This is a genomic window from Enterobacter sp. RHBSTW-00593 (genome assembly GCF_013784105.1).
In the GTDB taxonomy this organism is placed as follows: Bacteria; Pseudomonadota; Gammaproteobacteria; order Enterobacterales; family Enterobacteriaceae; genus Enterobacter; species Enterobacter ludwigii.
The window spans coordinates 4,664,387-4,685,270 of the sequence record NZ_CP056393.1 but is presented as its reverse complement, the minus strand read 5'-3'; the positions used below and the strand labels follow the sequence as shown (position 1 = coordinate 4,685,270).

Annotated in this window: 12 protein-coding genes, 2 tRNA genes and 2 rRNA genes; 13 read left to right on the top strand and 3 right to left on the bottom strand. The window is 55.3% G+C overall.

The genetic code is table 11. The features are described 5' to 3' along the window. The first annotated feature begins 14 nt into the window (after positions 1-14). From HV242_RS22515 to HV242_RS22485, 7 genes are all read left to right on the top strand, one after another. Positions 15-91, top strand: a tRNA-Ile gene (locus tag HV242_RS22515). 38 nt (positions 92-129) lie between these two features. Beyond that, positions 130-205: transfer RNA gene (locus tag HV242_RS22510), tRNA-Ala, on the top strand. Between the two features lie 180 nt (positions 206-385). Further along, positions 386-3,291: ribosomal RNA gene (locus HV242_RS22505) — 23S ribosomal RNA — on the top strand. Between the two features lie 63 nt (positions 3,292-3,354). Beyond that, a 5S ribosomal RNA gene (gene rrf, locus HV242_RS22500) occupies positions 3,355-3,470 on the top strand. 134 nt (positions 3,471-3,604) lie between these two features. Next, positions 3,605-4,633 (top strand): UDP-N-acetylmuramate dehydrogenase, encoded by a 1,029-nt coding sequence (gene murB / locus HV242_RS22495; RefSeq protein WP_050737721.1) that lies wholly within the window; start codon positions 3,605-3,607, stop codon positions 4,631-4,633. After that, complete coding sequence (birA, locus tag HV242_RS22490; RefSeq protein ID WP_050737720.1) at positions 4,630-5,592, top strand: bifunctional biotin--[acetyl-CoA-carboxylase] ligase/biotin operon repressor BirA; 963 nt, start codon at positions 4,630-4,632, stop codon at positions 5,590-5,592. Before murB ends, birA begins: the two co-directional genes overlap by 4 nt. A 6-nt stretch (positions 5,593-5,598) precedes the next feature. Next, positions 5,599-6,594 (top strand): glycosyl hydrolase family 8, encoded by a 996-nt coding sequence (locus HV242_RS22485; protein ID WP_050737719.1) that lies wholly within the window; start codon positions 5,599-5,601, stop codon positions 6,592-6,594. Between the two features lie 45 nt (positions 6,595-6,639). Here the strand turns inward: HV242_RS22485 and bcsG are convergent, their stop codons facing one another. Genes bcsG through bcsE form a run of 3 tightly spaced genes read right to left on the bottom strand, consistent with a single transcriptional unit; the run spans position 6,640 to position 10,065 of the window. Then, positions 6,640-8,319, bottom strand: coding sequence for a cellulose biosynthesis protein BcsG (gene bcsG / locus HV242_RS22480; protein ID WP_020884479.1), 1,680 nt, complete (start codon positions 8,317-8,319; stop codon positions 6,640-6,642). Beyond that, entirely contained in the window at positions 8,312-8,509 is a 198-nt protein-coding gene (bcsF, locus tag HV242_RS22475; RefSeq protein WP_025202797.1) for a cellulose biosynthesis protein BcsF, read from the bottom strand. The genes bcsG and bcsF overlap by 8 nt, the downstream gene beginning before the upstream one ends. After that, positions 8,503-10,065, bottom strand: coding sequence for a cellulose biosynthesis c-di-GMP-binding protein BcsE (gene bcsE / locus HV242_RS22470; protein ID WP_020884480.1), 1,563 nt, complete (start codon positions 10,063-10,065; stop codon positions 8,503-8,505). The genes bcsF and bcsE overlap by 7 nt, the downstream gene beginning before the upstream one ends. 173 nt (positions 10,066-10,238) lie before the next feature. Here bcsE and bcsR point away from each other — a divergent pair, with 173 nt between their 5' ends. The 6 genes from bcsR to bcsC are packed head-to-tail and all read left to right on the top strand — an operon-like array spanning position 10,239 to position 20,811. Continuing rightward, positions 10,239-10,427: a cellulose biosynthesis protein BcsR gene (bcsR, locus tag HV242_RS22465; RefSeq protein ID WP_020884481.1), complete on the top strand. Its 189-nt coding sequence runs from the start codon at positions 10,239-10,241 to the stop codon at positions 10,425-10,427. Between the two features lie 11 nt (positions 10,428-10,438). Next, entirely contained in the window at positions 10,439-11,191 is a 753-nt protein-coding gene (bcsQ, locus tag HV242_RS22460) for a cellulose biosynthesis protein BcsQ (RefSeq protein WP_025202798.1), read from the top strand. Further along, positions 11,188-13,803 (top strand): UDP-forming cellulose synthase catalytic subunit, encoded by a 2,616-nt coding sequence (gene bcsA / locus HV242_RS22455; protein ID WP_047355815.1) that lies wholly within the window; start codon positions 11,188-11,190, stop codon positions 13,801-13,803. Before bcsQ ends, bcsA begins: the two co-directional genes overlap by 4 nt. Before the next feature lie 10 nt (positions 13,804-13,813). After that, a complete protein-coding gene (bcsB, locus tag HV242_RS22450) occupies positions 13,814-16,234 on the top strand; it encodes a cellulose biosynthesis cyclic di-GMP-binding regulatory protein BcsB (RefSeq protein WP_032670490.1) in 2,421 nt (806 codons plus the stop codon). Positions 16,235-16,240: 6 nt separating this feature from the next. After that, positions 16,241-17,347: a cellulose synthase complex periplasmic endoglucanase BcsZ gene (gene bcsZ / locus HV242_RS22445; RefSeq protein ID WP_020884485.1), complete on the top strand. Its 1,107-nt coding sequence runs from the start codon at positions 16,241-16,243 to the stop codon at positions 17,345-17,347. Further along, positions 17,329-20,811: a cellulose synthase complex outer membrane protein BcsC gene (gene bcsC / locus HV242_RS22440; protein ID WP_050737718.1), complete on the top strand. Its 3,483-nt coding sequence runs from the start codon at positions 17,329-17,331 to the stop codon at positions 20,809-20,811. The genes bcsZ and bcsC overlap by 19 nt, the downstream gene beginning before the upstream one ends. Positions 20,812-20,884 lie beyond the last annotated feature (73 nt).

Genomic DNA, 20,884 nt, shown 5'->3' with positions numbered 1-20,884 from the left:
TAAAAAACCTCTACAGGCTTGTAGCTCAGGTGGTTAGAGCGCACCCCTGATAAGGGTGAGGTCGGTGGTTCAAGTCCACTCAGGCCTACCAAATCTGTCATGCAGATTTGAAGAGGTTGGTCATACGATGGGGCTATAGCTCAGCTGGGAGAGCGCCTGCTTTGCACGCAGGAGGTCTGCGGTTCGATCCCGCATAGCTCCACCATCTTTTACTGCGAAAACAAGAAAACTTCAGAGTGAACCTGAAAAGGTGCACTGCGAAGTTTTGCTCTTTAAAAATCTGGATCAAGCTGAAAATTGAAACGACACACATGTTATGTGTGTTCGAGTCTCTCAAATTTTCGCAAGTCGATGGTGAATCGAAAGAAACATCTTCGGGTTGTGAGGTTAAGCGACTAAGCGTACACGGTGGATGCCCTGGCAGTCAGAGGCGATGAAGGACGTGCTAATCTGCGAAAAGCGCCGGCGAGGTGATATGAACCTTTGACCCGGCGATGTCCGAATGGGGAAACCCAGTGTGATTCGTCACACTATCGTTAACTGAATACATAGGTTAACGAGGCGAACCGGGGGAACTGAAACATCTAAGTACCCCGAGGAAAAGAAATCAACCGAGATTCCCCCAGTAGCGGCGAGCGAACGGGGAGCAGCCCAGAGTCTGAATCAGCTTGTGTGTTAGTGGAAGCGTCTGGAAAGTCGCACGGTACAGGGTGACAGTCCCGTACACGAAAGCACACAGGCTGTGAACTCGAAGAGTAGGGCGGGACACGTGGTATCCTGTCTGAATATGGGGGGACCATCCTCCAAGGCTAAATACTCCTGACTGACCGATAGTGAACCAGTACCGTGAGGGAAAGGCGAAAAGAACCCCGGCGAGGGGAGTGAAAAAGAACCTGAAACCGTGTACGTACAAGCAGTGGGAGCCTCTTTTATGGGGTGACTGCGTACCTTTTGTATAATGGGTCAGCGACTTATATTCTGTAGCAAGGTTAACCGTATAGGGGAGCCGAAGGGAAACCGAGTCTTAACTGGGCGTTAAGTTGCAGGGTATAGACCCGAAACCCGGTGATCTAGCCATGGGCAGGTTGAAGGTTGGGTAACACTAACTGGAGGACCGAACCGACTAATGTTGAAAAATTAGCGGATGACTTGTGGCTGGGGGTGAAAGGCCAATCAAACCGGGAGATAGCTGGTTCTCCCCGAAAGCTATTTAGGTAGCGCCTCGTGAATTCATCTTCGGGGGTAGAGCACTGTTTCGGCTAGGGGGCCATCCCGGCTTACCAACCCGATGCAAACTACGAATACCGAAGAATGTTATCACGGGAGACACACGGCGGGTGCTAACGTCCGTCGTGAAGAGGGAAACAACCCAGACCGCCAGCTAAGGTCCCAAAGTCATGGTTAAGTGGGAAACGATGTGGGAAGGCACAGACAGCCAGGATGTTGGCTTAGAAGCAGCCATCATTTAAAGAAAGCGTAATAGCTCACTGGTCGAGTCGGCCTGCGCGGAAGATGTAACGGGGCTAAACCATGCACCGAAGCTGCGGCAGCGACACTATGTGTTGTTGGGTAGGGGAGCGTTCTGTAAGCCGTTGAAGGTGTCCTGTGAGGGGTGCTGGAGGTATCAGAAGTGCGAATGCTGACATAAGTAACGATAAAGCGGGTGAAAAGCCCGCTCGCCGGAAGACCAAGGGTTCCTGTCCAACGTTAATCGGGGCAGGGTGAGTCGACCCCTAAGGCGAGGCCGAAAGGCGTAGTCGATGGGAAACAGGTTAATATTCCTGTACTTGGTGTTACTGCGAAGGGGGGACGGAGAAGGCTATGTTAGCCGGGCGACGGTTGTCCCGGTTTAAGCATGTAGGCGGAGGTTCCAGGTAAATCCGGTTCCTTGTTAACGCTGAGGTGTGATGACGAGGCACTACGGTGCTGAAGTAACAAATGCCCTGCTTCCAGGAAAAGCCTCTAAGCATCAGGTAACATCAAATCGTACCCCAAACCGACACAGGTGGTCAGGTAGAGAATACCAAGGCGCTTGAGAGAACTCGGGTGAAGGAACTAGGCAAAATGGTGCCGTAACTTCGGGAGAAGGCACGCTGATATGTAGGTGAAGCCCCTGCGGGTGGAGCTGAAATCAGTCGAAGATACCAGCTGGCTGCAACTGTTTATTAAAAACACAGCACTGTGCAAACACGAAAGTGGACGTATACGGTGTGACGCCTGCCCGGTGCCGGAAGGTTAATTGATGGGGTTAGCGGCAACGCGAAGCTCTTGATCGAAGCCCCGGTAAACGGCGGCCGTAACTATAACGGTCCTAAGGTAGCGAAATTCCTTGTCGGGTAAGTTCCGACCTGCACGAATGGCGTAATGATGGCCAGGCTGTCTCCACCCGAGACTCAGTGAAATTGAACTCGCTGTGAAGATGCAGTGTACCCGCGGCAAGACGGAAAGACCCCGTGAACCTTTACTATAGCTTGACACTGAACACTGGTCCTTGATGTGTAGGATAGGTGGGAGGCTTTGAAGCGTGGACGCCAGTCTGCGTGGAGCCAACCTTGAAATACCACCCTTTAATGGCTGGTGTTCTAACGTAGACCCGTGATCCGGGTTGCGGACAGTGTCTGGTGGGTAGTTTGACTGGGGCGGTCTCCTCCCAAAGAGTAACGGAGGAGCACGAAGGTTAGCTAATCCTGGTCGGACATCAGGAGGTTAGTGCAATGGCATAAGCTAGCTTGACTGCGAGAGTGACGGCTCGAGCAGGTGCGAAAGCAGGTCATAGTGATCCGGTGGTTCTGAATGGAAGGGCCATCGCTCAACGGATAAAAGGTACTCCGGGGATAACAGGCTGATACCGCCCAAGAGTTCATATCGACGGCGGTGTTTGGCACCTCGATGTCGGCTCATCACATCCTGGGGCTGAAGTAGGTCCCAAGGGTATGGCTGTTCGCCATTTAAAGTGGTACGCGAGCTGGGTTTAGAACGTCGTGAGACAGTTCGGTCCCTATCTGCCGTGGGCGCTGGAGAATTGAGGGGGGCTGCTCCTAGTACGAGAGGACCGGAGTGGACGCATCACTGGTGTTCGGGTTGTCATGCCAATGGCACTGCCCGGTAGCTAAATGCGGAAGAGATAAGTGCTGAAAGCATCTAAGCACGAAACTTGCCCCGAGATGAGTTCTCCCTGAGACTTTAAGTCTCCTGAAGGAACGTTGAAGACTACGACGTTGATAGGTCGGGTGTGTAAGCGCAGCGATGCGTTGAGCTAACCGATACTAATGAACCGTGAGGCTTAACCTTACAACGCCGAAGATGTTTTGGCGGTGAGAGACGATTTTCAGCTGATACAGATTACAGAATTTGCCTGGCGGCTTTAGCGCGGTGGTCCCACCTGACCCCATGCCGAACTCAGAAGTGAAACGCCGTAGCGCCGATGGTAGTGTGGGGTCTCCCCATGTGAGAGTAGGGAACTGCCAGGCATCAAATAAGTGAAGAGGCCATCCGAAAGGATGGCCTTTTTGCGTTTTTATCCCTTCCTCGTTGCTCTAAACTAATCACCTATCCCCCCGTATATACGGTAAACTATCCCGGTTTTTGTCTCAGGATAGCGTCTATGAATCACTCCCTTAAGCCCTGGAATACCTTTGGCATTCAACGTAATGCTAATAAAATTGTACGTGCCGATACTGCACAGCAGCTGCTGGATGCCTGGCAAAGCGCAACAGAACAAGACGAACCTGTACTGATTCTGGGCGAAGGAAGTAATGTCCTGTTTCTCGATGATTTTGCGGGAACGGTGATCGTTAACCGCATCATGGGAATTGATGTGGAAGAGCGCGCCGATAGCTGGCATCTGCACGTTGGCGCCGGTGAAAACTGGCATCATCTGGTGCAATACACCCTGGACAAAGGGATGCCAGGACTGGAAAACCTTGCCCTTATCCCTGGCTGCGCCGGATCATCCCCCATTCAAAATATCGGTGCCTATGGCATCGAACTGAAACACGTTTGTGAATACGTCGATTGTATTGAGCTGGCGACCGGCGCGGCTCAGCGTTTAACCGCTGAACAGTGCCGTTTTGGCTACCGTGACAGTATTTTCAAGCATGAATATCAGGATCGCTACGTGATTGTCGCCGTAGGCCTGCGTCTGGCAAAAAACTGGCAGCCGGTGCTGACCTACGGTGATTTAACGCGTCTCGATCCCGAAACGGCGACTGCCCGTGACGTCTTTGACTCGGTGTGCCATATGCGCACGACCAAACTTCCTGATCCTAAAGTGAATGGAAATGCGGGAAGCTTCTTCAAAAACCCGGTTATCAGCAGCGAAAACGCACAAGCGTTTCTTGCAGGTTGGCCTGCCGCACCCCATTACCCACAGGCGGATGGTAGCGTGAAGCTGGCCGCGGGCTGGCTTATCGATCAATGTCAGTTAAAAGGCGCCTCCGTGGGCGGTGCGGCCGTTCATCGCCAGCAGGCTCTGGTGCTGATTAATCAAAACGATGCGACCAGCGAGGATGTTGTCCAGTTGGCCCATCACGTCCGTCAGCAAGTGGGCGAAAAATTTAACGTCTGGCTGGAGCCAGAGGTCCGCTTCATTGGCCGTACGGGTGAAGTGAATGCCGTGGAGGTTATCGCGTGAAGGACAATACTATCCCTTTAACCCTGATAAGCATTCTTGCCGACGGTGAATTCCATTCCGGCGAGCAGCTGGGTGAACACCTGGGCATGAGCCGTGCCGCCATTAACAAGCATATCCAGACCCTCCGCGACTGGGGTGTCGATGTCTTTACGGTACCCGGAAAAGGCTACAGCCTGCCGGAGCCGATTCAACTGCTGAATGAAGCGCTGATCCGCAGCCAGGTAGAGCATGGCAATGTTGCGGTCTTGCCGGTGATCGATTCGACCAACCAGTACCTTATGGATCGACTCAGCGAATTATCTTCCGGGGATGCCTGTGTAGCCGAGTACCAGCAGGCCGGGCGTGGCCGTCGAGGCCGCAAGTGGTTTTCGCCATTTGGTGCCAACCTCTATCTCTCCATGTACTGGCGTCTGGAGCAGGGTCCCGCTGCTGCTGTTGGCCTGAGTCTGGTCATCGGGATTGTGATGGCGGAAGTGCTGCACGATCTGGGTGCTGATAAGGTGCGGGTGAAATGGCCAAACGATCTTTATCTGAACGATCGTAAACTTGCCGGTATTCTCGTTGAATTAACGGGTAAAACAGGCGACGCGGCGCAAATTGTCATTGGTGCAGGCCTCAATATGGTGATGCGCAATGTACAAAATGACGTGGTGAATCAGGCGTGGACCAACCTGCAGGAAGCGGGGATCACCATCGATCGCAACACCCTTGCCGTGCGTATGATTAAAGAATTACGCAGTTCGCTTTCGCTCTTTGAACAAGAGGGGCTGGCATCCTTCCTGTCCCGTTGGGAAAAGCTGGATAACTTTATTAACCGTCCGGTGAAATTGCTGATTGGTGATAAAGAGATCTACGGTATTTCCCGCGGCATCGACGCACAGGGCGCGTTGCTCCTGGAGCAGGATGGCGTGATCAAACCCTGGGTGGGCGGTGAGATTTCACTGCGCAGCGCGGAATAACCCATTATGCGAAAACCCGCATGCGCCGCTCTGGCCGTCATGATGAGTTTACTGTTCTCCCCCCTCTCTCAGGCGTGCCAGGCCTGGGAGAGTTACAAAGCACGCTTCTTTACGCCGGAAGGGCGGATTGTCGATACCGGCAACGGTAATGTTTCGCATACTGAAGGCCAGGGCTTCGCCATGCTGATGGCGGTGGCTAACGACGATAAAACCACGTTCGATAAGCTCTGGAAATGGACTGACAGTACGCTGAAGAACAAAGAAAATGGTCTGTTTTACTGGCGTTATAACCCTGCCGAGTCCAACCCGATTGCTGACAAAAATAACGCCGCCGATGGCGATGTCCTTATTGCCTGGGCGCTGTTGAAAGCGGATACGCGCTGGCATGACAAACAGTACAGCGCCGCATCGGATGCGATAACGAAAGCACTCATTAGCCACACCGTGACCCGTTATGCGGGTTACCGCGTGATGCTGCCCGGCGTTAAGGGGTTTACCCTCGACGGTGAGATCGTGCTAAACCCCTCTTATTTCGTCTTCCCGGCCTGGCAGGCCTTTGCCAGCCGCAGCCATTCGCCGGTCTGGGGCAAGTTGATTCAGGATGGCCATCGCTTGCTGGCAAAAATGGGATCGGGTAAAGCCAGACTTCCCACGGACTGGGTCTCACTGGGCTCTACGGGCACGCTGTCCCCGGCCAAAGCCTGGCCGCCACGGATGAGCTACGACGCGATCCGCATTCCACTTTACCTGGCCTGGTCTGATAAGAAGAGCCCGCTGTTAACGCCGTGGCGAGCCTGGTTCGGTCAGTTCCCCCGCGAACAAACTCCCGCATGGGTAAACGTGACGACCAATGAATATGCGCCTTACATGATGGAAGGGGGGCTGCTGGCGGTACGTGATTTAACGATGGGACAGCCATCCGGAGAACCCGAGATCACTGCAAAGGATGATTACTACTCCGCAAGCCTGAAAATGCTTGTATGGCTTGCTGAGCAGCCATAACGGAACGGGTGAGCCCTCTCCCCTGGGGGGAGAGGGAAATGCGGTTTACTGCGGATAAGGTACCCAGTCTCCACCGTTCAGGCGAACGTATGGTTTGTTCTGATACTGAATCACGACCGCGTTCGCGTTCTCAGAGACTTCGGCAGTTTGCGGCAGGTTACTGGTGAGCTGATCCCAGTTCACGCTGTCTTCCACAAACAGTTTGCCGTCAACCGCGCGGGCAACCAGTTCTGAAATGGCCAGATAGCTGGTTGGCTGAGCGATCTCAATCGGTGCGCCCTGATGAGGTGCCTTCATACCAAAGAATTTAATGCCTGCCGGTACGTTGGTAATAGACGGGCTAGGGATATCACGCAGACCTGACACCTGCATTCTGTCGCCTTTCAGCGCGGCGCCGTGTTCAGGTACCACAACCACCATCACTTTACGGCCCGATTTATCCAGCTCCGTAAAGAACGCGTCCAGTTCATCGAAGAATTTCTGCGCACGAACTTTATAATCGGCCGTTTTGCTCACGCCAGGGAAGTGGTTACCATCGTGAAGCGGCAGCGTGTTGTAGAACGTTGCACTGCGCGGATTACTGTCTTTTTCGATGGTCTTCAGCCAGCGTTGCAGCACGGCGGTATCGTCATAAACAGGTGAACCGTCAAAGCCCAGCAGAGTGACCGGCAGTCCGGTTTGATCCATCAGCTGTGCCTGCATACCACCCTGTTCGCGTACCTCTTTCAGGAAGTTACCGAACTGGCCGTTATGTCCCAGCATCAGATGCTGCGTGAAGCCCAGTTTTGAGAGGTTATCGAACAGATAACACTGGTTGCCGGCGGGTTGATACAGGTTCTTATGCGATGTCTGACCGCAGCTTGCGCGAAGCAGGCGAATTGCTGCCGGGCCGCTGTACGAGGTGGCAGAGTTAAAGTCTTTAAACTGGATGTCGAAATGGGACCACAGCGGGTGAGACATCAAACCCGCGGCATCGACGTCAGCCCAGGAGAGGGAACAGATGTTGATCACCAGCAGCTCAAACGGCTGAGCATCCGCCGGCAGGGCTTCCGGGAATTTGGTCTGACGTTTATCTTCCGCGGTATAGAAGCTGGAGAGCCAGGCGTTCAGGTTAGTGGACGTCGGCGGTGCGGTCTGCGTCGGGATATCGCCGACCACAGGCGTATCACCTGCCGTCGTGACGGTTGCCGCTGCACTTCCCCCGGTAGTGGTCACCGTGGTCGTGGGTTGACCCGCGGGCCACAGGGAGAAGTCTGGACCCGCAAGCGTCAGCACGTTCAGCCAGATCATAATGGCGACGACAAATACCGTGACGCGGATCCATTGTGACAGGAACAGCCAGGCCACCAGCAGCACAAAGACGGCACCTATCATTTGCCAGTTAATAAAGCGCTCGGTCAGGTCAAGGACATAGCTGGCGCTAAACCCTGCCACCTGCGAACCCTGACTCATAATGCTGTCCGGTCCCGGCAGCCAGGTGTCATGCCAGAACAGAGCAAAGCCGACAGGGATAGCAATCCAGTGACGCAAGCGATGCAGCCTGATATTGGGCAAAGGCATCAGCAGGAAAGCCATAAACACCAGGTTGAGCAGGGGATGGAAATTCAGATAGCCTGCCCACAGCAGACCAAACTTCACCAGAAAGTAGAAGTTCCAGCCGGAAAGGCCGCGCCAGTATTGCCAGAGCGGCGATGGTGACGAAGCGGTATAGGTAGAATTAGTCATGTTTTCGGTCTGCCTTGACGTGTGATGCCCGTGTCAGTGTTCCGGCTGGTTTTACATAGCGAGGTTTTACAAACAGCACTCTGGCCGTATCGCGGATACGGCGTATGGAATGGCGTGCATAGTAGCCAAGCGGGAAAAAGATCAGCGCACAGAATACGACCAGTTGAATGATATCGCTGATATTCATGATGGTGCGTTCTCCCCATTCTCAGTTAACAGGCGAAGGGGTTCCGGTATTCGCCGCCAGACGTGTCCGTCATGTCGGGCGTTGAGAATCGGTTTGGCATCGCTCTTCACGGTGAGCGGTTTCGCCCATTGTTCAGGCTCGAGGGCGCGCATCTGCACCAGCTCTGCACTGATAGAATTATCTTCGAACCAGATCATACGGTTTGAGAAAATATCCCCGGTTGGCAGCGGGAAGATATGGTTAAGGGCGGTATCAAGATCGTTTATCCGGCAGAAAGACAAGAACAGCACCAGGCGGTTGTCGCCAATGGTCATAATGTCTCCTGTGCGGTTCGGGCGGCATAACGTGAGCGCCTGTTCAACGCGGATACCCGGTACCGGGCGCAGGGCAACCATCACCCCTTTCCCGTCTGCAGGAAGCAGCGTGTTGCTCATCATGTTGCCGACGGCGTCGCAGAAGGTATCCCATTTCTGGTATCCGCGCAGCTTCATCGGCTGCGTCATGGAGAGCAGGGTGGAGATATCTTCCGGTACGTGACGGTTGAACTGCTGGCCCTGAACGCTTTCGAGAAGCGTCAGGCAGCGTGATAACGGCGCATTCCACGGAATCACCATATTGGCACCGCAGCCCAGAAGCAGGCGCTCATCCGTGGCGCGAAGGCTGGTGTTATTTTCGCGCACCACTATTTTTAAGGCGCTTCCGCGCTGGCGACGTAAGGTGTGGATCTGTCGCGCCAGCGTTTCAATCTGGTTATTTTGCATGAGCGAAAAAACAATGGTTGCTGCCTGGGTTGTGCGAGCTTCATTAAAAAGCGCTTCGTTAGAATCAAATAACGACCAATTTTCCGAGAGCGCAGGCGCCCCCTCTAAAACGGCAATATGGCTCAGGATTCGTTTTTCATCGCTGCGCGGTTGCACCACGGTTTCTTCCTGCTGCGCCAGGTGCCATTCGCCCTCAATATGTTTAAGGGTGAGCTGTTGTCTGGCGCTTACGCCTTTTTCATTACACCAGAACGCAATATCGTAGAGATAGCTGTCTGCCTGGTTCCGAAGACTCGCCAGACCAAACAGGGAGCGATATTCGCCCATTAAAAGGGAAAACAGTTTGTCGTTATTACTGCCAGGATTGACTATCAATAGCGTGCAATTTTGAAATTTTGCCCATTTATTGATTTTTTCCAGCCAGGGCAGTAGTTTTTCAGCAGGGATATTTTGCAGGGCGTTATTTGAGCATTTCAGAATCACCAGATAGTGATCCGGATCAATAGAGCACTGAATGTCGCGGGACAAAAAGTATAGACTATCGGCCTCCGCAGGCATGGAAAATAATCGCACCGTCTGCGGACCGCGATCGTTTTCAAGGGTGATAATTTTCTTTGGCTCTTCGCCCATGCTCACGACGGCCACGCGGGAATCCTTGCCCTGAGCGGCAATTGTCTTGTTTACCAGACTGATAGCATCTTCATTACGATCCGTATTAATCCACCAGACTCCTCCGACTGGCATGTGGCTCAATTCGTCCCATAATGACTGGATGCCAATAGAAAATATGGAGTCCACGGTGTCCCTCTTTTCGTTTAATTTCTCTGTATCTCAGTTTACTAGCGAAAGCGTAGAAATAAACCTAACATTGAAATTAAAGAACATCAGATTTAGCATGTAAATGAAATTTGATAGGGCAGGAAGCCTCGCTACTTCTGATTGTGCGATTTTACTCAAAGGGATGGAATAGAATGGATAATAACGAACCCGGCACCCCAGTCGACTCAACCCTGGGTTACACATTCCAGAACGACTTTCTGGCGCTGACGCAGGCGTTTTCATTACCTGAAATAGATTACACCGACATTTCCCAGCGGGAACAGTTGGCCGCGGCTATTAAACGTTGGCCGCTATTAGCTGAATTTGCCCAACAACAATAAGGGAGCCATTGATGGCCATACTTGGATTACAGGGCGTCCGTGGTGGAGTAGGTACAACATCCGTTACCGCGGCGCTGGCGTGGTCATTACAGCTTTTAGGTGAATCGGTATTGGTGATTGACGCCTGTGCCGATAATTTGCTGCGCATGTCGTTTAATGTCGACTTTACGCGTACAGAGGGTTGGGCTCGCGCGCTGCTTGATGATAAAGACTGGCGCGATGCGGGTATGCGTTATACCTCGCAGCTTGATGTACTGCCCTTTGGCCAATTGACCACTACCGAGCGTGAAAATGAAGCTGCCTATCAGCGTCTGTTTTCCCAGTTCACCGTCGCGCTGCAGGAGCTGAAAGAAAAAGGCCATTATAAGTGGATCCTTCTGGATCTGCCGCACGGCGCCGGCACGCTGACCCGACAGCTTATGGCGCAGTGCGATCGCGTGCTGTCGATTGTGAACGTCGACGCGAATTGCCATATCCGTCTGCATCAGCAAGGGTTGCCTGAAAATGGTCATATCCTGATTAATGATTTACGCATTGGCAGCCAGATCCAGGACGACCTGTATCAGGTTTGGCTGCAAAGCCAGCGCCGTCTGCTGCCGATTGTTATCCATCGTGATGAGGGCATGGCGGAATGCCTGGCCTCCAAACAGCCACTCGGTGAATACCGCAGCGATTCCCTGGCGGCAGAAGAGATCCTGACGCTGGCGAACTGGTGTCTGCTGCACTTTGCCAAAGGGGCAGAGCCTGCAGGGAGTTCTGTATGAGCCGTCTCGCCAGCTGGTTACTCATCCCGCCGGTCAGTTCGCGTCTGAGCGAACATTACCGGCATTTTCGCCGGCACGGAGCTTCGGCATTCAGCGCCGCGCTCGGCTGCTTCTGGATGATTCTGGCCTGGACGTTCATTCCTCTCGAACACCCGCGCTGGCAGCGCATTCGTGCGCAGCACAGTGAGTTATATCCGCATATTCATCCCGATCGCCCGCGACCCTTGGATCCGGCGCGTTATATCATTCAGGCTGTCTGGCTGGTGGCCACGTCGTCCCGCTCAGAACACAAAGCGCCGCGCTGGCGCAGCTTCTCCCGCGTGCAACATTTACGTGAGCGCTATCACCAGTGGCTGGACAGTTTGCCTGACCGCGTGGGTGACAAGACCAGCCATCTGGATAACCATAAAGAGCTCGGGCATCTGCACCCGGGCTTGCGGCGTTTTATACTCGGCGTAATCGTCGTTTTCTCGCTCATTCTGGCCCTGGTCTGTATTACGCAGCCCTTTAACCCTCTGGCACAGTTCACCTTCCTGATCCTGCTGTGGGGCGTGGCATTGCTGGTGCGCCGTATCCCGGGACGCTTCTCCGCTCTGATGCTGATAGTGCTGTCGCTGACCGTCTCCTGTCGCTACATCTGGTGGCGTTACACCTCAACGCTCAACTGGGATGACCCTGTCAGCCTGGTGTGCGGTCTGGTTCTGCTGTTTGCGGAAACGTACGCCTGGGTTGTACTGGTGCTGGGGTATTTCCAGGTCATCTGGCCGCTCAACCGTCAGCCGGTTCCGCTGCCAAAAGACACGTCACAATGGCCGTCTGTCGATCTCTTCGTGCCGACCTACAACGAAGACCTGAGCGTGGTAAAAAACACGATTTACGCCGCGCTGGGTATCGACTGGCCGAAAGATAAACTCAAAATCTGGGTCCTGGATGATGGCGGCCGCCCGGCGTTCCGCCAGTTCGCGGAAGAGGTGGGTGTTGAGTACATCGCCCGTACCACGCATGAACACGCCAAGGCCGGGAACATCAATAACGCCCTCAAGTATGCCAAAGGTGAGTTTGTCTCAATCTTTGACTGCGACCACGTGCCGACGCGCTCGTTCCTGCAGATGACGATGGGCTGGTTCCTGAAGGAGAAAGAGCTGGCGATGATGCAGACGCCGCACCACTTCTTCTCGCCAGATCCGTTTGAACGTAACCTTGGCCGTTTCCGTAAGACCCCTAACGAAGGCACGCTGTTCTATGGCCTGGTGCAGGACGGGAACGACATGTGGGATGCGACCTTCTTCTGCGGTTCCTGTGCGGTTATCCGTCGTAAACCGCTGGATGAGATCGGTGGCATTGCCGTCGAAACGGTCACCGAAGATGCGCATACCTCGCTGCGCCTGCACCGTCGGGGCTACACCTCCGCGTATATGCGTATTCCGCAGGCCGCGGGTCTGGCAACGGAATCTCTCTCGGCGCACATCGGCCAGCGTATTCGCTGGGCGCGCGGCATGGTGCAGATTTTCCGTCTCGATAACCCCCTGATTGGAAAGGGGCTGAAACTCGCGCAGCGTCTGTGCTACGTCAACGCCATGTTCCACTTCCTGTCCGGTATCCCTCGCCTCATCTTCCTGACCGCGCCGCTGGCGTTCCTGCTTCTTCACGCCTATATCATCTACGCGCCTGCGCTGATGATTGCGCTGTTTGTTCTGCCGCACATGATCCACGCGAGCCTGACGAACTCGAAGATTCAGGGTAAATACCGCCATTCGTTCTGGAGTGAAATCTACGAAACGGTGCTGGCCTGGTACATCGCGCCGCCGACGATGGTGGCGCTGATCAACCCGCACAAAGGTAAATTCAACGTCACTGCGAAGGGCGGTCTGGTGGAAGAGGAGTATGTCGACTGGGTCATCTCCCGGCCGTACATCTTCCTGGTGTTGCTGAATATCGTGGGCGTGATTGCCGGTATCTGGCGCTACTTCTACGGCCCGGAAAACGAGATCCTGACCGTGTTCGTGAGTATGGCATGGGTGTTCTACAACCTGATTATCCTCGGCGGCGCGGTTGCGGTGTCGGTGGAGAGCAAACAGGTCCGCCGTGCGCATCGCGTGGAAATCTGCATGCCTGCGGCAATCGCCCGTGAAGATGGTCACCTCTTCTCCTGTACCGTGCACGACTTCTCAGACGGTGGTCTGGGGATAAAAATCAACGGTCAGGCGAAGGTGCTGGAAGGGCAGAAGGTTAACCTGCTGCTGAAGCGCGGCCAGCAGGAGTACGTCTTCCCGACGCAGGTGGTGCGTGTAGCCGGTAATGAAGTCGGTCTGCAGCTGATGCCGCTGACGAAAAAGCAACATATTGATTTTGTGCAGTGTACGTTTGCCCGCGCGGACACGTGGGCTCTCTGGCAGGACAGCTTCCCGGAAGATAAACCTCTGGAAAGCCTGCTGGATATTCTGAAGCTGGGGTTCCGTGGCTATCGTCACCTTGCAGAATTTGCCCCGTCGTCGGTGAAATTAATTTTCCGGTCCCTTACTTCGCTGGTTTCCTGGATCGTATCGTTCGTTCCTCGTCGTCCCGAGCGGGATGAGGCGAAGCAGGCGGACCCGGTTATGGCTCAACAATGATGATAACGCGATGAAAACTAAACTTTCCTGGTTATGTGCAGTGGCAATGGGGGTAAGTGCGCTCCCCACAACGATGGCTAACGCAGCACCCGATAACGCAGCGGCAACGCCTGCTCCGACGGTACCTGTGGTCGCCCAGGCGACCGATCCGGTTATCACCGCGGCACCCGGTCAAACGGAAAACGTCATTCCGAACCAGCCTACGGACGGCAACACCCTGCCGGCAGACAGCAATGTCGTCGGTCAGGTGATGCCGGGCGTACAGGGAGCAAACGCGCCTATTGTCGCGGAAGATGCCCCGTCACGGGACGTGAAGCTGAGCTTTGCGCAGATTGCGCCGCCGCCGGGCAGCATGGTGTTGCGCGGTATTAACCCTAACGGCGGAATTGAGTTCGGTATGCGCAGCGATGAGGTTGTCTCTCACGCCATGCTGAACCTTGAATACACGCCATCACCGTCGCTGTTGCCGGTACAGTCTCAGCTGAAGGTTTACCTGAATGATGAGCTGATGGACGTCCTGCCCGTCACAAAAGAGCAACTGGGTAAGAAAACACAGGCCCAGGTGCCGATTAACCCTCTTTTCATCACCGACTTTAACCGCATACGTCTGGAGTTTGTCGGTCACTACCGTGACGTCTGTGAGAACCCTGCCAGCAATACCCTGTGGGTAGACGTAGGACGCAACTCTTCGCTGCAGATGACCTACCAGTCGCTGGCGCTGAAAAACGACCTCTCGTCGTTCCCGGTTCCGTTCTTTGATCCGCGTGATAATCGTCAGTTAGTGCTGCCAATGGTGTTTGCGGCGTCTCCGGACGTCACCGAGCAGCTGGCGGCCACCATTGTGGCATCGTGGTTTGGTTCACGTTCCGGCTGGCGCGGGCAGAACTTCCCGGTGATGTACGACAAAATGCCGGACAGAAACGCGATCGTGTTTGCGACCAACGCGAAACGTCCTGCCTTCCTGCGCGATCACCCGGACGTAAAAGCGCCGACCATTGAGATGATGAGCCACCCGGATAACCCGTACGTGAAGCTGCTGGTGGTCTTCGGGCGTGATGATAAAGACCTGGTGCAGGCGGCCAAGGGCATTGCCCAGGGTAACGTTCTGTTCCGTGGAAACAGCGTGGTGGTGGATGAGGTTAAACCGCTGCTGCCGCGTAAACCTTATGACGCACCAAACTGGGTGCGTACTGACCGTGCCGTCACGTTTGGCGAACTGAAAACGTATGAAGAACAGCTGCAGGCGACGGGGCTTGAGCCAGCCCCAATTAGTCTGTCACTGAATCTGCCGCCAGACCTGTACCTGTTGCGCACCAACGGCATTGATATCAATCTGAGCTACCGTTACACCGCGCCGGCAACCAAAGACAGCTCGCGCATGGATATCAGCCTGAACAACCAGTTCCTGCAATCTTTCAGTCTGACAAGCACGCAGGATACTAACCGACTGATGCTCCGTCTGCCGGTGTTGCAGGGGCTGCTGGACGGGAAAACGGACGTCTCTATTCCGGCGCTGAAGCTTGGGGCGATCAACCAGCTGCGCTTTGATTTCCAATACATGAACCCGATGCCCGGCGGCTCAGTGGATAACTGCATCACCTTCCAGCAAGTACAGAACCACGTTGTGATTGGTGATGAGTCAACCATCGACTTCTCGAAGTATTATCACTTCCTTGCCATGCCGGACCTGCGTGCATTTGCCAATGCCAGCTTCCCGTTCAGCCGTATGGCCGATCTCTCTGAATCCATTGTCGTCATGCCAAAAGCGCCAAATGAGGGCCAGGTGACGACCCTGCTGGACACCATGGCGTCCGTGGGTGCGCAGACCGGATTACCGGCAATTAACGTCACGTTGACTGACGATGGTAGCCAGATCCAGAACAAAGACGCGGACATCATGGTCATCGGTAACATCCCGGATAAGCTGAAGGATGACAAGCGTATCGATCTGCTGGTCAAAGCGGCGCAGTCCTGGGTTAACACGCCACTGCGTCAGACCGAGTTCCCGAGCATTATGCCGGATATCAACGATCGTCAGGCCAGCGTGCAGACAACCGTTACGTCTCAGGGACCAATGGCCGCGGTGGTTGGCTTCCAGTCACCTTACAACGAGCAGCGTAGCGTAGTGGCGCTCCTGGCGGACAGCCCGCGTGGGTATGCGTTACTCAACAGCGCGATGAACGACAGCGGCAAACGTGCCGCGATGTATGGTTCGGTGGCGGTGATCCGCGAGTCTGGGGTCAATAGCCTGCGCGTGGGCGATGTGTACTACGTGGGCCATCTGCCGTGGTTCGAGCGTCTATGGTATGCGCTGGCTAACCATCCGGTTCTGCTGGCTATCCTGGCCGCCGTCAGCGTGGTGTTGCTGGCGTGGGTGCTGTGGCGTCTGCTGCGTATCATCAGCCGTCGTCGCCTTAACCCGGATGAGTAATAGGTGATGAAAGCGTTTCGCTGGTGTGTGTTAGCAGCGTTGATGCTGGCGGCGATCCCTCTTCGCGCCGCCTGCACCTGGCCTGCCTGGGAGCAGTTTAAAAAGGATTACATCAGTGAGAGCGGGCGTGTCATTGATCCCAGCGACACGCGCAAAATCACCACGTCGGAAGGGCAAAGCTATGCGTTGTTCTTTGCCCTGGCCGCGAACGATCGCAAAGCCTTTGATCAATTGCTGACGTGGACGCGCGACAACCTGGCCGGGGGCAATCTGAACGATAATTTGCCCGCCTGGCTATGGGGTCAGAAAGACCACGACAACTGGGCGATAATCGATACCAACTCCGCCTCGGATGCCGATGTCTGGATTGCCTGGTCACTGCTTGAGGCGGGCCGGCTGTGGAAACATCCGGACTATACCCGCACGGGTAAGGCGCTCCTTAAACGCATTGCCCATGAGGAAGTGGTGAAAGTACCGGGACTCGGCTCCATGCTGCTGCCCGGGAAGGTCGGTTTTGCCGAGGAGAAAGCCTGGCGCTTTAACCCCAGCTATCTTCCTCCGCAGATAGCGAGCTATTTCACGCGCTTTGGTGCCCCGTGGACGACCCTTCGTGAAACCAATCTGCGCTTGTTGCTGGAAACGGCGCCAAAGGGGTTTTCGCCGGACTGGGTGCAGTATCAGAAAAACAGAGGCTGGCATTTGCAGCAGGATAAATCGCTGGTGGGCGGCTACGACGCCATCCGCGTCTACCTCTGGGTCGGAATGATGAGTGACAAAGACGCCCAGAAAGCCCGGTTGCTTACGCGCTTCCGGCCGATGGCGACAATGACAACGAAACACGGTGTACCGCCGGAAAAAGTGGATGTGGCGAGCGGGAAGCCTGCGGGCAAGGGGCCGGTCGGCTTTTCCGCTGCGATGCTGCCTTTTTTACAGCAGCGTGATGCGCAGGCGGTACAGCGCCAGCGCGTTGCAGATAATTTTCCCGATAATAATGCCTATTACAGCTACGTACTGACTCTCTTCGGGCAAGGATGGGATCAGCATCGTTTTCGCTTCACCGCTCAAGGTGAATTAATACCGGACTGGGGCCAGGAATGCGCAACTTCACAGTAAATCTTCTCAGTTTATCGCTTAGCCTGGCACTGATGCCGCTGGCTCAGGCCGCTAACTCCCCGCAGCAGCAACAGCTGCTGCAACAGGTGCGGCTGGGTGAATCGACGCAGCGTGAGGATTTGGTTCGTCAGTCGCTCTACCGCCTTGAGCTGATTGACCCGAACAACCCCGACGTCATTGCGGCGCGCTTTCGTTACTTGCTTCGTCAGGGTGATAACGCCGGTGCGCAAAAAGAGCTGGATCGTCTGAAAGGGATCGCGCCGGGCTCCAGTGCGTATCAGTCCTCGCGCAATACGATGCTGCTTTCTACGCCTGAAGGCCGTCAGCAGTTACAGCAGGCCCGGTTACTGGCTACAACGGGTCATACTCAGGAGGCCATTGCGGCCTATGACAAGCTTTTTGACGGTAATCCGCCGGGCGGTGACGTGGCGACGGAATACTGGAATGTTGTGGCGAAAGATCCTGCCCGCCGTGGTGTCGCCATTAACCAACTGAAGAAAATTAACGCCAGCAGTCCGGGCAATACGCAGCTGCAGGGCACGCTGGCACAGCTGCTGTTCCAGACCGGTCGTCGCGATGAAGGCTTTGCGGTGTTGCAGGAGATGGCCAAATCCAGCAATGGCCGCAGCCAGGCATCTGATATGTGGTATGAGCAGATCAAAGATCAGCCTGTCAGTAACGCCAGCGTCAGCGCGCTGCAAAAATACCTGAGCGTCTTCAGCGACGGCGACAGCGTAGCGGCGGCGCGTACTCAACTTGATACGCAGCAAAAACAGCTCGCCGATCCAACCTTCCGTGCGAAAGCACAAGGGCTGGCGGCGGTGGATGCCGGGCAGGGCGATAAGGCGGTGGCGGATCTGCAAAAAGCGGTCAGCGCAAATCATGCCGACAGCGAAGCCGTGGGCGCGCTTGGACAGGCGTACTCTCAGAAAGGCGATCGCGCCCGCGCGGTGGCGCAGTTTGAAAAGGCGATCGCCCTCGATCCGCAGAGCGATAACCGCGGCAAATGGGACAGTTTGCTGAAAGTTAACCGCTACTGGCTGCTGATCCAGCAGGGTGATACCGCCCTGAAAGCGAACAATACGGCGCAGGCGGAACGTTATTACCAGCAGGCGCGTACCCTCGACAATACCGACAGTTATGCGGTGCTGGGGCTGGGAGATGCCGCAGCGGCGCGTAAAGACACGGCTGCGGCGGAACGTTATTACCGTCAGGCGCTGCGTATGGACAGCGGTAACAGCAATGCCGTTCGTGGCCTTGCCAATGTTTATCGTGCGCAGTCCCCGGAAAAGGCCTCGCAGTTTATCCAGTCGCTCTCTGCCAGCCAGCGCCGAAGCATTGATGACATTGAACGTAGCCTGACCAACGAGCAGCTGTCAGCCCAGGCGGAACAGCTGGAAAACCAGGGCCAATACGCTCAGGCGGCGGAAATTCAGCGTCGTCGTCTGGCACTCTCTCCGGGCGACGTCTGGATAACCTACCGTCTGTCGCGCGATCTCTATAGCGCGGGCCAGCGCAGTCAGGCGGATAACCTGATGCGCCAGCTTGCCAGCCAGAAACCGTCCGATCCGGAACAGGTGTATGCCAGTGGGCTGTATCTCTCCGGAAACGATCAGGACCGGGCCGCGCTCACGCATCTGGAGACGCTTCCGCGCAGCCAGTGGAACGCCAATATTAAGGAGCTTGCCGACCGCCTGCAGAGTAACCAGACGCTGGAAACGGCAAACCGACTGCGCGACAGCGGCAAAGAGCAGGAGGCGGAAAACCTCCTTCGCCAGCAGCCGTCCTCTACCCGTATCGACTTAACCCTTGCGGACTGGGCGCAGCAGCGTGGCGATCTGGAGGCCGCGAAAACGGCTTACAACACCGTGCTGGAGCGTGAACCGCAGAACGAAGATGCGATCCTCGGTCTGACCGAAGTGTATAGCGCCCAGGGCAACAAAGAGGCAGCCCGTGCCGCGCTGGCAAAACTGCCTGCCGCGCAAAACGGAGAGCCGCTGTCGCTCAATATGCAGCGCCGGATCGCGATGGCGCAGGCAGGCCTTGGGGATTCCGCCGCCGCAGAGCAGACGTTCAGCAAGATTATTCCTCAGGCGAAATCACAGCCTGCATCTATGGAAAACGCGCTGGTATTACGTGATGCCGCCCGTTTCCAGACGCAAAATGGTCAGCCTCAGCAGGCACTGGAAACGTATAAAGATGCGATGGTGTCGTCAGGCGTCACGACGACACGTCCGGCTGACAATGACAGCTTTACCCGCCTGACGCGTAACGACGAAAAAGACGACTGGCTGAAACGCGGCGTGCGTAGCGACGCCGGTGATTTGTACCGTCAGCAGGATGTTAACGTCACGCTGCAGCATGATTACTGGGGCTCCAGCGGCACCGGCGGCTATTCCGATCTTAAAGCGCATACCACCATGTTACAGGCGGATGCACCACTGGCGGATGGCCGTATGTTCCTGCGTAGCGATTTGGTCAATATGGATGCCGGGTCCTTTTCCACCGATAACGGTACCTACGATCCGAAATGGGGCACCTGTTACGAAACGCCGTGTAGTGGCAACACGCATCAGTCAGCAAATGGCGCGAGTATTGCCGTGGGCTGGCAGAATAAAACCTGGGCGTGGGATATTGGTACCACGCCGATGGGCTTTGACGTTGTCGACGTGGTCGGCGGTGTAAGCTACAGCAGCGACCTGGGGCCAATCGGTTACACCGTTAACGCTCATCGTCGCCCGATCTCCAGTTCTCTGCTCGCCTTTGCCGGGCAAAAAGATACCAACACCGGCACCACCTGGGGCGGCGTGCGCGCAACCGGCGGTGGCGCGAGCATCAGTTATGACAAAGGTGAGGCGCACGGCGTCTGGTCGAGCCTGAATGCGGAAACGCTGACGGGTAAAAATGTGGAAGATAACTGGCGCGTCCGCTGGATGACCGGTTACTACTACAAGCTCATCAATAAAAACAATGAGCGTCTGACCGTCGGCGTGAGCAACATGCTCTGGCACTACGATAAAGATCTGAGCGGTTATACCCTGGGTCAGGGCGGTTATTACAGCCCGCAGGAGTATGTCTCCTTCGCGTTGCCTGTCACCTGGCGTAAACGTACCGAGAACTGGTCCTGGGAGCTGGGCGGATCGGTGTCATGGTCTCATTCTAAAACTAACGACGTGATGCGCTATCCCATTCAGGGACTGATTCCGACCGATGAGCCCGGTCGCTACACCGACAGAGGCGAAATGGAAACCGGCAGCAGCTCCTCAGGTACGGGTTATACCGCACGGGCCATTATCGAGCGCCGGGTCACGTCCAACTGGTTTGTGGGCGTCGGTGTGGATATTCAGGAAGCAAAAGATTATACCCCAAGCCACGCACTGCTTTATGTACGCTACTCTGCTGCAGGCTGGCAGGGCGATATGGACTTACCGCCGCAGCCGCTGATCCCTTACGCGGACTGGTAATCGGATTTAACTTAATCCATTTGTAAGTCTCTCTTAAAAGTACAGCAATCGGGTATACTCAGGCGCACCAGGT